The sequence below is a fragment of the Mycobacterium sp. E3298 genome (assembly GCF_001666895.1).
Classification (GTDB): Bacteria; Actinomycetota; Actinomycetes; order Mycobacteriales; family Mycobacteriaceae; genus Mycobacterium.
Genome location: NZ_LZJB01000606.1, coordinates 16,895 through 30,086, shown reverse-complemented (window position 1 = coordinate 30,086; position 13,192 = coordinate 16,895). Strand labels below are relative to the sequence as shown.

Below are 13,192 nucleotides of genomic sequence, written 5' to 3'. Positions count from 1 at the left end.
ACGTTGCCGTGCCCACCCGCGACGGAACGACGTTGCGGATCAACGTCTTCCGGCATGCCGGCGCCGGGGCCGGGCCGGTCATTCTGAGCATTCACCCGTACGGCAAGGACAATCTGCCGAAGCGCCGCGGCAACAGGTGGACCTTCTCCATCCAATACCGGGTACTGCGCCAGCCCCGGCCGGTGACCTTCTCGGCGCTGACCGGTTGGGAGGCGCCCGATCCCGCGTGGTGGAGCGCGCAGGGCTTCGTCGTGGTGAACGCCGACTCGCGGGGCTGTGGCCACTCCGGCGGCACCGGAAAGCTGTTGTCGCGGCGAGAGGCCGAGGACACCTACGACCTGGTGCAGTGGATCGCCAGTCAGCCGTGGAGTGACGGGCGGGTCGTCATGCTCGGGGTGTCGTACCTGGCCATCAGCCAGTACGCGGCCGCGGCCCTACGGCCGCCGGCACTGCGGGCGATCTGCCCATGGGAAGGGTTCACCGACGCCTACCGCGACCTCACCTATCCCGGCGGGGTCCGCGAACGAGGCTTCACCCGGGTGTGGTCGCGCAACGTGCGGCGCGACACCCGCCAGGCCTACGACCTGGAGCGGATGCAGGATGCCCATCCACTGCGTGACGAGTTCTGGCGCTCGCTGGTGCCGGACCTCGCCGCGATCGACGTGCCGATGCTGGTGTGCGGCAGCTTCTCCGACAACAACCTGCACGGCCGCGGCTCCATCCGCGCGTTCACGCACGCGAGTTCCGGCCACGCCCGCCTCTACACCCACCGGGCCGGTAAGTGGGCGACGTTCTACTCCGAGCCCGCGCTGGCCGAGCAGCTGAAATTCTTCCGGGCGGCGCTGGACGGGGCGCCCGGTTCCCGCAGCGTCCGCTTGGAGGTCCGCGAAGACCGCGACACCGTCGTCGCGGTGCGCGAAGAGGCCGACTGGCCGCTGGGGCGAACCCATTGGCGGCCAATGTATTTGGCCGCGGGCGGACTGCTGACCGCTTCGCGGCCGTCGGCAGAGGGTGGCATCTCGTTCGAAACCCGCTCCGGCGCAGCCGCTTTCAGCTGGACGGCGCCGGAGGATGTCGAGTTGACCGGCCCGATGGCGGCGCGGTTGTGGATCGAGCTGGCCGGCTGCGACGACGCCAACCTGTTCGTCGGCGTGGAGAAATGGCGCGACGGGCGGTTCGTCGGGTTCGAGGGTTCGTACGGTTACGGCCGGGACCGGGTGAGCACCGGGTGGCAACGGGTCTCGCTGCGGGCGCTGGATCGCGAGCTCTCGCGGCCGTGGGAACCCGTCGCGGCGTGCACCGACCCACAGCCCGTCCCCGCGCACGAGGCCGTCGAGGTCAATGTCGCGCTCGGCCCGTCGGCGACGCTGTTCCGCGCCGGCGAGCAGCTGCGGCTGGTGGTCGCCGGGCGCTGGTTGTGCCCGAGAAACCCGCTTACCGGCCAGCTCCCCGCGGCCTACACCGGCTCCCCCCGCGGGCGCATCAGGCTGCGTTGGGGGCCGCGCTACGACGCGCACCTGCTGATCCCGGAGATCCCGGGCTAGATCCGGTCGGCGTCGGCTCCCCCGGTGCCCGCATCGTTGCCGGGCTAGATCCAAACGCCCTTGCCGACCGCGACGACGCCGCCGGCGCTGATCGCGAACCGCTCCCGGTCCTTCTCCAGGTCCACGCCCACCATCTCGCCGGGGCCGACGACCACGTTCTTGTCCAAAATCGCGTGGCGCACCACGGCGCCCCGACCGACCCGGGCGCCCGGCATGATCACGCTGCCCTCCACGATCGCGCCGTCGTCGACCACGACGTTGGACGACAGCACCGAGTTGCGCACCGAGGCGGCCGAGATGATGCTGCCGGCGCCGACGACCGACTCCTGTGCCGATCCGCCATTGACGAACTTGGCCGGCGCCAGGTTCTCCGACTCCCCCCGGATCGGCCAGCGCTTGTTGTACAGGTTGAACACCGGGTGCACCGACACCAGGTCCATGTGGGCGTCGTAGAAGGCGTCCAGCGTCCCCACGTCCCGCCAGTAGGCCCGGTCGCGGTCGGTGGCACCGGGCACCTCGTTGTCGTTGAAGTCGTACACCGCAGCCATTCCGTCGCCGACCAGACGCGGGATGATGTCACCGCCCATGTCGTGATCGGAGTGGTCGTCGTCGGCGTCCGCGCGGATGGCGTCGATGAGGACCTTGGTGGTGAAGATGTAGTTGCCCATCGACACGAACGTCGAATCGGGGTCGTCCGGGACGCTCGGCGGGTCCAGGGGCTTCTCCACGAAATCGCGGATGCGGCCGGAGTCGTCGGCGTCGATGCAGCCGAAAGCGCTGGCCTCGGCGCGCGGCACCCGGATGCCGGCCACGGTTGCCCCTGCCCCACTTTCGATGTGGAACTGGACCATCTGCTCGGGGTCCATCCGGTAGACGTGGTCGGCGCCGAAAACGACTATGTAATCGGGGTCTTCGTCGTAGATCAGATTGAGCGACTGGTAGATCGCGTCGGCGGAGCCGGTGTACCAGCGCGGGCCCAGGCGCTGCTGGGCGGGCACCGGCGTGATGTATTCACCGGCCAGACCGGACAACCGCCAGTTCTGCGAAATATGACGGTCCAGTGAATGCGACTTGTACTGAGTGAGAACGCAGATCCGCAAATAGCGGGCATTGACGAGGTTGGACAGCACGAAGTCGATCAGTCGGTAGGCGCCGCCGAAGGGGACCGCGGGCTTGGCCCGATCCGCGGTCAGCGGATACAGCCGCTTGCCCTCACCCCCGGCCAGGACAATGCCCAGCACGTGTGGCGCTTCCCTCATGGGTCAAACCTATCGGCCGTCGCGAACCGCTGCCAGAGGGATCGCTCTATTGGCGATCTGCTGCGCGGCTGTCCGTCAAGGTCTTTGGTTTCCTCCCCGATTGTCCAGCCCGACTCGCGGGCCTCGCCAACGCCGAACTACCGTGCGGGTATGCGGGTGGCGATGATGACTCGGGAGTACCCACCGGAGGTCTACGGGGGAGCCGGTGTACACGTCACCGAACTGGTCGCCCAACTGCGCCGGCTATGCGCGGTCGACGTGCACTGCATGGGCGCGCCGCGGCCGAACGCCTTCGTGCACCAGCCCGATCCGCGCCTGCAGGGCGCCAACGCGGCGCTGTCGACGTTGTCCTCGGACCTGTTGATGGCCAACGCCGCGTCGGCGGCCAGCGTCGTGCATTCGCACACCTGGTACACCGGCATGGCCGGTCATCTGGCCGCCCTGCTCTACGACATCCCCCACGTACTGACCGCCCACTCCCTCGAGCCGCTGCGGCCGTGGAAAGCCGAGCAGCTCGGCGGCGGCTATCGCGTGTCGACCTGGGTGGAGCACACCGCCGTACAGGCCTCGGACGCCGTCATCGCGGTGAGCTCCGCGATGCGCGAAGACATCCTGCGCGTCTACCCCGCCCTGGACCCCAGCGTGGTGCACGTCATCCGCAACGGGGTCGACACCGACGTCTGGCATCCGGCCGGACCGACGCAAACCGGGTCGCTGCTGGCGGAGCTCGGGGTCGACCCGGACCGGCCCATCGTGGCGTTCGTCGGCCGGATCACCCGGCAGAAGGGCGTCGCCCACCTGGTGGCGGCGGCGCACCACTTCGACCCCGAAGCGCAGGTGGTGCTGTGCGCGGGCGCCCCCGACACCCCGGAGATCGCCGACGAGATGCGGTCCGCGGTGGCGCGGCTGTCCGACCACCGGCGCGGCGTGTTCTGGATCCGAGAGATGTTGCCCATCGGCGAATTGCGCGAAATTCTCTCGGCGGCAACCGTATTCGTGTGCCCCTCGGTGTACGAGCCACTGGGCATCGTGAACCTGGAGGCCATGGCATGCGCGACGGCGGTGGTGGCGTCCGACGTCGGCGGGATACCGGAGGTGGTCGCCGACGGGGTGACCGGCTCGCTGGTGCATTACGACCCCAGCGATCCGGCCGGTTACCAGGCCAGGCTGGCCGAAGCGGTCAATGCGCTCATCGCCGATCCCGAGAAGGCGAAGCGCTACGGCGAGGCGGGACGGCAGCGCTGCGTCGAGGACTTCTCCTGGGCCCACGTCGCCGAGCAGACCCTGGACATCTACCGAAAGGTGTGTGCGTAGCGCAGCCGTCCGTCGGCGCGCGTTCAGCTGGAGCTCGTGACACCCTTGAGTTCGTCACCGAGGGCGGCGGCTTCGTCGGGCGTCAGCTCAACGACCAGTCGACCGCCTCCCTCAAGTGGTACCCGCATCACGATGCCGCGCCCCTCCTTGGTTGCTTCCAGAGGACCGTCGCCGGTCCGGGGCTTCATCGCCGCCATCGAGTGCTCCCTCCAGGTTCGAGCTGGCCCGCCTTTGCGGACCTGGTCGGCGCCGAGCATGCCCCGCCAGCGATTTTCCAGCCATACCCGACATCGAACTGCCAAATCACGCCTCTATTGTTCCCTATCCAGGTCACGAGTTGAACAAAGACCCGGTTCTCTGGCCTTAGCGGGCCGGTCACGGCCCGCGCCGTCAACGGGGGGAAGGCACCCAACAACCCCGGATATGGTCGTCGACCATCCCGGTCGCCTGCATCAGCGCATAGGCGGTGGTCGGCCCGACGAACCGGAACCCGCGCCGCTTGAGGTCGCGCGCCATGGCCTTAGATTCCTCAGTGGCCGAGGGGATTTGGGAGCCGTCCGCGGGCCGGGGTCGCGGCTCTGGCGCGAACGACCACAGCAGCTTCGACAGGTCCGCGGGGGTTCCCAGCTCAGCGGCGGCGCGGGCGTTCGCGATCGTCGCGTCGATCTTGGCGCGGTTGCGCACGATTCCGGTGTCCGCCATCAGCCGCTGCACGTCGGCGTCGCTGTAACCGGCGACCTGCTCGAAGTCGAAGCCGGCGAAGGCCCGCCGGAAGTTCTCCCGTTTGCGGAGGATGATCAGCCACGACAGCCCGCTCTGGAAGGCCTCCAGGCTCATCCGCTCGAAGAGTGCCACCCCGTCGTGCACCGGGCGGCCCCACTCCTGGTCGTGGTAGTCGCGGTACATCTCGAAATCGGGTCCCGGCCGGATGGCCGCCCAGCTACACCGCACCAGCCCGTCATCGCTCACATCTAGTCCTGACGATCCTCGGCCTCCCCGGGTTCCACGTCCCCGGGGTCGTCGTGGGCCTCCGCGGGGGCGTGCACCGCGGCCAACTGGCCGCGCAGCGCCTCGAGCTCGCGGGCGAGCCGGTCCAGCACCCAGTCCACCTCGCTGGTCTTGTATCCGCGCAGCACCTGGGTGAACTTGACGGCATCGACGTCCGCGCCGGTCATACCGTAGGCGGGCAAGACCGTCGCGGTCGTGCCCCGCGGCAGGGGCGGCAACTGCTCGCCCCGTCCGAACAGCAGGCTCGCCGCGCCGAAGAGCACGATCGCCACCAGCACCAGCACCACCAGGTAGAGCAACACCAACGCCACGTCGTCGATACTGCCCTATGCCACCGACACCGCGATGACGCAGCGGGGCCTTAGCGCGGCCGCAGCACCTTCATCGGCGGCCGGTCCGCCAGCGACACCGGCGACGTGTGCTGGGTGAAGTCCTGAAAGTCGGAACCCTCGGTGTCGTCGACGAAGAACTGCGTCAGCCCTACGCCGGAGTCGGGCACCCCGCACCGGGAGAGCAGGGTCGCGATGACCTGGCGGCTCATGGCGCCCAACTCGGCCAGCGGCCGGTTGCGATGCGCGCGCACACCGAGGTTGACCTGGGCGATCGCCCCCAATCCCAGCCGGTCGAAGGTGTCCAGCAGCAGGCCGATCTCCACGCCGTAGCCCGGCGCGAACGGCACCGACGTCAGCAGTTCGCGGGTGGCCGCGTACTCCCCGCCGAGCGGTTGCAGGATGCCGCCCAGCTCCGGGCGCAGCGCGGCGAGCAGCGGCCGGGCCACCAACTCGGTGACCCGTCCGCCTCCGGTCGCGCCCGCCACGTCGCCCACGCGCAGGGGGCGCCGGTAGAAGCTCTTGACCAGGTGGACGCCGTCGCCGGTGAGCAGCGGGCCGACCAGCCACGGCACGAACATCGGGTGCGGGTTGATCAGGTCGGAGTCGACGAACACGACGATGTCGCCGCTGGTCGCCGCGAGCGAGCGCCACAGCGCCTCGCCCTTGCCCGGCCGGATCGGCACCTCGGGCAACGCCTGCTCCCGGCTGACGACGCGGGCGCCGGCGGCGACGGCGCGGATCTCGGTGTCGTCGGTGGAGCCGGAGTCCAGCACGATCAGCTCGTCGACCAGCCCGTCGACCAGCGGTGAGATGCTGTCGATCACCGATTCGATGGTCTCTTCTTCGTCGAGGGCCGGCAGCACCACCGAGATGGTGCGGCCCGCCTTGGCGGCCTCGAGTTCGGCGACGGTCCAGCCCGGGCGGTTCCAGCTGCGGTCGGACAGCCAGGTGTCGCCGGGGCGGGCGGCCAGCACCGCGTCGTGGGTGAGGTCGCCGGCGAACAGGTCGGATGCCGTCATGCCAGCCCCCTTACCGTGCGCGCGGGCGGGCGTATGCCCTGGATCGAGGCCACCATTTCGAGCACCCGGCGGGTCGCGGCGACCTCGTGGACGCGAAACATCCGCGCACCGGCGGCAGCCGCCAGCGCGGTGGCCGCCAACGTGCCCTCGAGCCGCTCGGTCAATTCCACCCCCAGAGTCTCCCCGACGAAGTCCTTGTTACTCAAAGCCATGAGCACGGGCCATCCGGTATTAACAAGATCGCTGAGGTGGCGCAACAGCAGCAGGCCGTGGAACGTGTTCTTGCCGAAGTCGTGGGCCGGGTCGATCAGCACGCGGTCGCGGGCCACCCCGCGGGCGACCGCGCGCTCGGCGGCGGCCGTGACCTGGCGAATGACGTCGTCGACCACCCCGCGGGTGGTGGTTCCGTAGCGCACCCGGAACGGACGCGTGCGGGGCAGCGCCCCGCCGGTGTGCGAGCACACCAGGCCCGCCCCGAACTCCGCGGCGACCCCGGCAAGGTCCGGGTCGATGCCGCCCCAGGTGTCGTTGATCAGGTCCGCCCCGGCGGCGCAGGCCACCCTGGCCACCTCGGAGCGCCAGGTGTCGACGCTGATCAGCTGGTCGGGGAAGGCGTCGCGCAGCCATTCGATGAACGGGATCAACCGGGCGATCTCCGTGTCCGCGTCGACGTCCTGGCCCGGGCCGGCTTTGACGCCGCCGACGTCGATGACGTCGGCACCTTCGGCGACGGCCCGGTGTGCGGCGGACCGGGCGGCCTCGTCGCTGAAGGTCGCGCCCTTGTCGTAGAACGAATCGGGGGTGCGGTTGACGATCGCCATGATCAGCGGCCGATCGCCGGCGACCGGGCGGCCGCACCAGGTCGATCCGGCTGACGCCGACGGTGTCGATTGCACACGTCCATGGTGCCCGGTCGGGCCCGCGAGTGTGCGGCCAGCCGCACGGTGCACGCCGAATGTGCGGCTGGGCGCACACTCAGCGCGCAATCAGCCCTTCGGCCGCTTACCGTCGGCCACCTCGTCGGGGTACTCGTCGTAGTACGGCACGTAGCCCTCGTCGCGGCCGGCCAGCACGTAGAGCGGGTCCTTGATGTCCGGCCCGTAGGCCTGGTCGCGCAGTTCCACCTTGCGGCTCTTGAACGTCGTGGTGTGCTCGAGCGACTCGACCACCCGCACGAACAGCGGCAGCGCGTAGGCGGGCAGCTGGCCGTACACCGCGTTCGCCAGCGACTTGCCGTCGAACTCCGCGCCGTCGCGCAGCTTGACCGCGGCCATCCCGGCGCGGCCGCCGGTGCGCGGGATCTCGACTCCGAAGACCGTGCACTCCTCGACGTGCTCGTCGGACGCCAGCGCGGCCTCCACCTGGGTGGTGGCGACGTTCTCGCCCTTCCACCGGAACGTGTCGCCGAGGCGGTCGACGAAGGCGGCGTGCCCCATGCCCTGCGGGCTCATCACGTCACCGGAGTTGAACCACACGTCACCCTCGCGGAAGGCGTTGCGCACCAACTTCTTCTCGCTCGACTCCTTGTCGGTGTAGCCGTCGAACGGCTGCAACCGGTTGACCGGGCTGAGCAGCAGGCCGGGCTCACCCGGCGGCACCCGGCGCACCCGCCCGTTGTCGTCCCGCAGCGGGGCACCGGTGTCGGGGTCGTACTCCACGTAGGCCAACGGCATGGGGAAGACGCCGGTGGTCCGCGGCACGTTGAAGATGTTGATGAACGCCGTGTTGCCCTCGCTCGAGGCGTAGAACTCGCAGACCCGGGCGATGTCGAACCGATTCGTGAACTCGTCCCAGATCTCCGGCCGCAACCCGTTGCCGGCGATCACCCGCACCCGGTGCGCACGATCGGTGACCTTGCGCGGCTGGTTGAGCAGATAGCGGCAGATCTCGCCGATGTAGATGAAGGCCGTCGCCTCCGCGGCGATGACCTCGTCCCAGAATTTCGACGCCGAGAACGACTTGCCCAGCGCCAGCGTGGCCCCGGAGTTGATCACCGACGACAACGCGACCGTCAGCGCGTTGTTGTGATACAGCGGCAGGCAGCTGTACAGCGTGTCGGAGCTCTTCAGCCTCAGCCCGATGCCGCCGAACGCCGCGAGTGCCTTCAGCCACCGCAGGTGGGTCATCACGCTGGCCTTGGGGAATCCCGTTGTGCCCGAGGTGAAGATGTAGAACGCGGTGTCCTTGGCCTGCACGGCCGACGCCGACGGCGGGTTGGTGGCCGGGGCGCTGACGGCGAACCGCTCCAGGTCCTCCACGGTCATCGTCTCGGTGTCGCCGGCGCCGCCGCACTCGGCCACCGCGCTGACCAGGTCGGTCTCCGCGATCAACACCTTGGCCTTGAGCAGGCCCAGGCTGTGCGCCAGCACCTCGCCGCGCTGGTGGTAGTTCAGCATCCCGGCGACGGCGCCGCACTTGACGGCGGCCAGCATCGTCAGCACCGCGTTGGGCGAGTTGCGCAGCATGATCGCGACGACGTCGCCGCGGCCGACACCGCGCGAGGCCAGCACCGCCGCGTACCTGTTGGCGGCGGCGTTGGCGTCGCGGTAGCTCAGTTGCTGGTCGCCGAACCGCAGGAAGATCCGGTCGCCGTAGCGGGCGGCGCGGTCGGCGAACACCGTGCCGATCGACTTCTTCGAACCCGGCTGGGCCAGCAGTCCGGTCATCGCCCCGCGAACGATCACCGGCATATCGGCCAGCAACCTGGGCGCCCGAGACGCGAGATCGGTCAGCTTGACCGCCGTGCGCGCTCCCCCGTCGTGATTCGACACGTCATCCCTCAATTCTTCGTGAACAACCCGGCGCACAGCCTAGTAGGGCTGGCCGGAGTGCCGGCGCCCTCAATCCGGCGCGCACGCCTCCACGGCGGCGCTCACCTTGTCGACCAGCAACAACCGGTCCATCGCCGGCTGCGAGATGTAGCCGCTGTCGAGCAGCCCGCACAGCCAGAGCCACAGGCCTTCGTAATGGCCCAGCGGGTCGAGCATCACGATGGGTTTGCCGTGCAGGCCGAGATAGCCCGTGGTCCACGAGTCGAGCAACTCGTCCAGGGTGCCGACGCCGCCGGGAAGCACGACGAACGCGTCGGCACGCTCCTCCATGACCTGCTTGCGCTCGTGCATGGTCCCGGTGACGATCAGCTCGTCGGCGTCGGTGTCGGCAATCTCGCGGCGCATCAGGATTTGGGGGATGACGCCGACGGTCCGGCCCCCGCGGGCGCGCGCCGCGGTCGCCACCGCACCCATCGCCGACACCCGGCCGCCGCCCCACACCAGGGTCCAGCCACGCTCGGCGATCGCCTCGCCGAGTTCGGCAGCGACCGCGAGCAATTCGGGATGTTCCGGGCCGGACGCGCAGTACACACAGATCGCCCAGTCGCGCATACAACGAAAGGTAGACCAAGCTTGCTGCGGGCCGCATACCGCGCGCAATAAAATCCGGCGATGCCGATTCGATGGAACGTCCCCCAGCACGCGTCGGCCCTGGACCGGCTGGCCGCGGCGCTCGCGACGGGGCGGGGTGCGGTCGTCCTCGGCCCGGACGGTTGCGGCAAGTCCACCTTGGCCCGGATCGCCGCCGAGGACTTCGGCCGCGACCACCCGGGCACCCGCGTCCGCTGGGTCACCGGCACCCCGACCGAGCGGGCGGTGCCGTTCGGAGCCTTCGGCCACCTGGTCGAGATCGCCGACATCGGCAAGCCGGCCGCGCTGCTGCGCGCCGCCCGGGCGTCACTGGACGGCCCCGAGCAAGGGGATCTTCTGCTCGTCGTCGATGACGCCCACGACCTGGACATCCTGTCGGCGACCCTGGTGTACCAGCTGGCGCTGGCCGGCAGGGCCAGGCTGATCGTCACCGGCCGCGCGGCGTCGTCTCCCGAGGCCATCGCGGCGCTGTGGACCGATCGCGTGCTTCCGAGAATCGACATCGAACCGACCGGCGGGATGACCACGGCTGCCGAGGTCGACGCGTTCCTCGCCGAAATCCCCGCGGCGGCCCGGGCGGTGCTGGACTACCTCGCCGTCTCGGAGCCGCTGTCGCTCGCCGACCTGGGCGCCCTGACCGGCGCGGACGCGGTCCGCGAGGCCACCGACTGCGGGGCGGTGGAGACGCGGGCGCGCGGCGGGGAGTCGGACGAGCCGGTGGTGTACACGGCCCACCCGCTGTTCGCCGAGCGGGCGCGCGCCGCGCTCGGCGGCGACGCCGCGCGGCAACGGCGCACCGAGTTGGTGCGGCTGCTGACGCAGCACTCGCCGGACCACCTCAGCGACCGGCTGCGGTTGGCGTCACTGGCCCTGGACAGCGACGCCCCCCAGCCGACCGCCGAGGTGGTGGCCGCCGCGCAGCAGGCGCTGCGGCTGGGCGACCTGGCCCTGGGCGAACGGCTGGCCTCCTCGGCGCTGGAGCGCTCCGGCGGGCTGGCCGCACGGCTGGCGCTGGCGCACGCCCTGGGGTGGCAGGGCCGCGGCCGCGAGGCCGACGCGGTGCTGGGCGGGCTGGACCCCGCCGCGCTGACCGAAGCCGCGCTCATGGACTGGGCGCTGCTGCGCGCGGCCAACCAGTTCTGGATGCTCGGTGAGCCCGAGCGGGCCACCGCGTTTCTGCGCACCGTCCGCAATCGCGTCGCGGACGCTGGCGCCCGTACCACCCTGGACGCGCTGAGCGCCACATTCGCGATGAACGCGGGCAACGTCGGGCACGCCGTGAAGGTCGCCGGCGAGGTGCTGGCCGCGCCGGACGCCGACGACCAGGCGGTGGCCTGGGCGGCCAGCGCGGCGGCGCTGTGCGCGGCGCGGCAGGGGCGTTTCGACGACGTCGAGCCGCTAGCCCAGCGCGCCCTGGCCGCCGAACATCCCGGGTTGCTGCGTTTCACCATCGGGTTGGGGCAGACCACCGCGCTGTTGATGGCGGGCCGGCTCGAGGCGGCCCGCGAACTCGCCCAGCAGTTCACCGATTTCGCCGAGTTGCAGCAGCCGGGCCGCGCGATCGGCGAGGTGCTGCTAGCCCATGTGTTGCTCGCCGACGGTGAATTCGCCCGGGCCGCCGCGCTATTGGGCCCGGCGGCCGCGACGCTGGAACGCACCGGCTATTCGTGGGGGCCGCTCTCGCTGACGTTGTTGGCCACCGCCCTGGCCCAGCAGGGTGATATCGCGGCCGCGGGAAAAACGTTGGGAAGGGCCGAATCCCGGCACGGTACCAAGTCGGCGCTGTTCGCGCCGGAGCTCGGCGTCGCCCGGGCGTGGCGGCTGGCCTCGATGCGTGACGCACACGGTGCGGTGGCCGCCGCCCGCGATGCCGCCCGCATGGCCGAGCGCGGCGGTCAGCGGGCGGTGGCGATGCGCGTGTGGCACGAGGCCGTGCGGCTCGGCGACACCCGCGCGGCCGATCCGTTGGGCCGGCTGTGTGACGAGATCGACTGCGCGGCAGGCAAACTCGCGCTCGCCCACGCGCAGGCGCTGGCGGCCGGCGACGGTGCGGCGCTGCTGGCGGCGTCGGACGACCTGGCCGCGGTCGGAATGCGCGCGGCGGCCGCCGACGCGGCCGCGCAGGCGCGGCGGTGCGCGGGCTGACTAACCGCGAGCGTCACGCCAGCGCGACCGCCCGGCGCCGAGCGTCACGCTGGCGGGACGCTCGGCGACCGGCCAGCGAAAGACTAGCCGCCGAGGTAGCCGCGCAGCATGTCCACCGCGGCGGTGATGTTGGCGACCGGGACGCTCTCGTCGCGCCGGTGCGCGAGGTTGGGATCGCCCGGGCCGAAGTTGACGGCCGGGATGCCCAGCGCGGCGAACCGCGCGACGTCGGTCCACCCGTACTTCGCCCGGACGTGTCCCCCGGCGGCCTCGACCAGCGCCTTGGCCGCGGGCTGCGACAGCCCGGGCAGCGCGCCCGCGGCGGCGTCGGTCTGCTCGATCCGCACGTCGAGCCCGTCGAACACCTCGTGCACGTGCTGCAGCGCCGCGGCCACCGACCGGTCGGGCGCGAAGCGGAAGTTGACCGTGACCGCGGCCGCGTCGGGGATGACGTTGCCCGCCACGCCGCCGTCGATGCGGACGGCGGACAGGCCCTCGCGGTATTCGCATCCGTCGATGTCCACGGTGCGCGCGGAGTAGGCGGCCAGCCGGTCCACGACGGCGCCGAGCTTGTGAATGGCGTTGTCGCCCAACCACGGCCGCGCCGAGTGGGCGCGTGTTCCGGTGGCGCTGATGACGACGCGCAGCGTGCCCTGGCAGCCGGCCTCGATGTAGCCGCCGGTGGGCTCGCCCAGGATGGCCACGTCGGCGGACAGCCAGTCGGGCAGTTCGCGCTCGATGCGGCCCAAACCGTTTGCCGCCGCGTCGATTTCCTCGCAGTCGTAGAACACCAGGGTCAGGTCGTGGACCGGTTCGGCCACCGTCGCGGCCAGGTGAAGGAAGACCGCGTCACCCGACTTCATGTCGGCGGCGCCGCACCCGTACAGGTCGCCGTCCTCGCGGCGGCTGGGCAGGTTGCCCGCGACCGGGACGGTGTCGAGATGTCCGGCCAGCAGGACTCGCGACGGCCGCTGGCGGCGGGTGCGCGCCAGCACGGCGTTGCCGTTGCGGACGATCTCGAAACCGGACGCCTGGGCGCGCAGCGCGGCCTCCACCTCGTCGGCCAGGCGCGCCTCGTCTCGTGATTCGCTGGGGATGTCGACCAACGCCGCGGTCAGCTCGATCGGATCCCCACGCAAGTCCAGCACG

Annotated in this window: 12 protein-coding genes; 3 read left to right on the top strand and 9 right to left on the bottom strand. The window is 70.8% G+C overall.

Features of this window, described 5'->3' with window-relative positions; genetic code table 11:
* Window positions 1-1,544 (top strand): CocE/NonD family hydrolase (locus A9X05_RS27875; protein WP_067785491.1); only part of this gene is annotated, 1,544 nt, incomplete at its 5' end.
* A gap of 44 nt (window positions 1,545-1,588) precedes the next feature.
* On the opposite strand, the gene glgC is transcribed toward A9X05_RS27875, so the two are convergent.
* Window positions 1,589-2,803 (bottom strand): glucose-1-phosphate adenylyltransferase, encoded by a 1,215-nt coding sequence (gene glgC, locus A9X05_RS27870; protein ID WP_067760932.1) that lies wholly within the window; start codon window positions 2,801-2,803, stop codon window positions 1,589-1,591.
* 150 nt (window positions 2,804-2,953) lie between these two features.
* Here glgC and glgA point away from each other — a divergent pair, with 150 nt between their 5' ends.
* Window positions 2,954-4,117, top strand: coding sequence for a glycogen synthase (glgA, locus tag A9X05_RS27865; protein WP_067760934.1), 1,164 nt, complete (start codon window positions 2,954-2,956; stop codon window positions 4,115-4,117).
* Window positions 4,118-4,140: 23 nt separating this feature from the next.
* Here the strand turns inward: glgA and A9X05_RS27860 are convergent, their stop codons facing one another.
* From A9X05_RS27860 to A9X05_RS27830, 7 genes are all read right to left on the bottom strand, one after another.
* A complete protein-coding gene (locus A9X05_RS27860; RefSeq protein ID WP_003878471.1) occupies window positions 4,141-4,314 on the bottom strand; it encodes a DUF3117 domain-containing protein in 174 nt (57 codons plus the stop codon).
* Between the two features lie 193 nt (window positions 4,315-4,507).
* Window positions 4,508-5,086: a DNA-3-methyladenine glycosylase I gene (locus tag A9X05_RS27855; protein ID WP_067760936.1), complete on the bottom strand. Its 579-nt coding sequence runs from the start codon at window positions 5,084-5,086 to the stop codon at window positions 4,508-4,510.
* A 2-nt stretch (window positions 5,087-5,088) separates the two neighbouring features.
* A complete protein-coding gene (locus tag A9X05_RS27850; protein ID WP_067785485.1) occupies window positions 5,089-5,436 on the bottom strand; it encodes a DivIVA domain-containing protein in 348 nt (115 codons plus the stop codon).
* Between the two features lie 50 nt (window positions 5,437-5,486).
* Complete coding sequence (locus tag A9X05_RS27845) at window positions 5,487-6,476, bottom strand: glucosyl-3-phosphoglycerate synthase (RefSeq protein ID WP_067785482.1); 990 nt, start codon at window positions 6,474-6,476, stop codon at window positions 5,487-5,489.
* A complete protein-coding gene (gene folP / locus A9X05_RS27840) occupies window positions 6,473-7,297 on the bottom strand; it encodes a dihydropteroate synthase (protein WP_067760996.1) in 825 nt (274 codons plus the stop codon). The genes A9X05_RS27845 and folP overlap by 4 nt, the downstream gene beginning before the upstream one ends.
* Window positions 7,298-7,462: 165 nt before the next feature.
* Window positions 7,463-9,247, bottom strand: coding sequence for a long-chain-acyl-CoA synthetase FadD6 (fadD6, locus tag A9X05_RS27835; RefSeq protein WP_067785479.1), 1,785 nt, complete (start codon window positions 9,245-9,247; stop codon window positions 7,463-7,465).
* Between the two features lie 69 nt (window positions 9,248-9,316).
* Window positions 9,317-9,859, bottom strand: coding sequence for a TIGR00730 family Rossman fold protein (locus A9X05_RS27830; protein ID WP_067785476.1), 543 nt, complete (start codon window positions 9,857-9,859; stop codon window positions 9,317-9,319).
* A 60-nt stretch (window positions 9,860-9,919) separates the two neighbouring features.
* Here A9X05_RS27830 and A9X05_RS27825 point away from each other — a divergent pair, with 60 nt between their 5' ends.
* A complete protein-coding gene (locus A9X05_RS27825; RefSeq protein ID WP_067785473.1) occupies window positions 9,920-12,043 on the top strand; it encodes an AAA family ATPase in 2,124 nt (707 codons plus the stop codon).
* A gap of 83 nt (window positions 12,044-12,126) precedes the next feature.
* On the opposite strand, the gene dapE is transcribed toward A9X05_RS27825, so the two are convergent.
* On the bottom strand, window positions 12,127-13,191 hold the full coding sequence (gene dapE / locus A9X05_RS27820) for a succinyl-diaminopimelate desuccinylase (protein WP_067785470.1): 1,065 nt from the start codon (window positions 13,189-13,191) through the stop codon (window positions 12,127-12,129).
* Between the last annotated feature and the right edge of the window lies 1 nt (window position 13,192).

Excerpts from the sequence above, each read along its gene's own strand:
- glgC (WP_067760932.1), bottom strand. The coding sequence starts at position 2,803 with ATGAGGGAAGCGCCACACGTGCTGGGCATTGTCCTGGCCGGGGGTGAG.
- glgA (WP_067760934.1), top strand. The coding sequence starts at position 2,954 with ATGCGGGTGGCGATGATGACTCGGGAGTACCCACCGGAGGTCTACGGG.
- A9X05_RS27860 (WP_003878471.1), bottom strand. The coding sequence starts at position 4,314 with ATGGCGGCGATGAAGCCCCGGACCGGCGACGGTCCTCTGGAAGCAACC.
- A9X05_RS27845 (WP_067785482.1), bottom strand. The coding sequence starts at position 6,476 with ATGACGGCATCCGACCTGTTCGCCGGCGACCTCACCCACGACGCGGTG.
- folP (WP_067760996.1), bottom strand. The coding sequence starts at position 7,297 with ATGGCGATCGTCAACCGCACCCCCGATTCGTTCTACGACAAGGGCGCG.
- A9X05_RS27830 (WP_067785476.1), bottom strand. The coding sequence starts at position 9,859 with ATGCGCGACTGGGCGATCTGTGTGTACTGCGCGTCCGGCCCGGAACAT.
- A9X05_RS27825 (WP_067785473.1), top strand. The coding sequence starts at position 9,920 with ATGCCGATTCGATGGAACGTCCCCCAGCACGCGTCGGCCCTGGACCGG.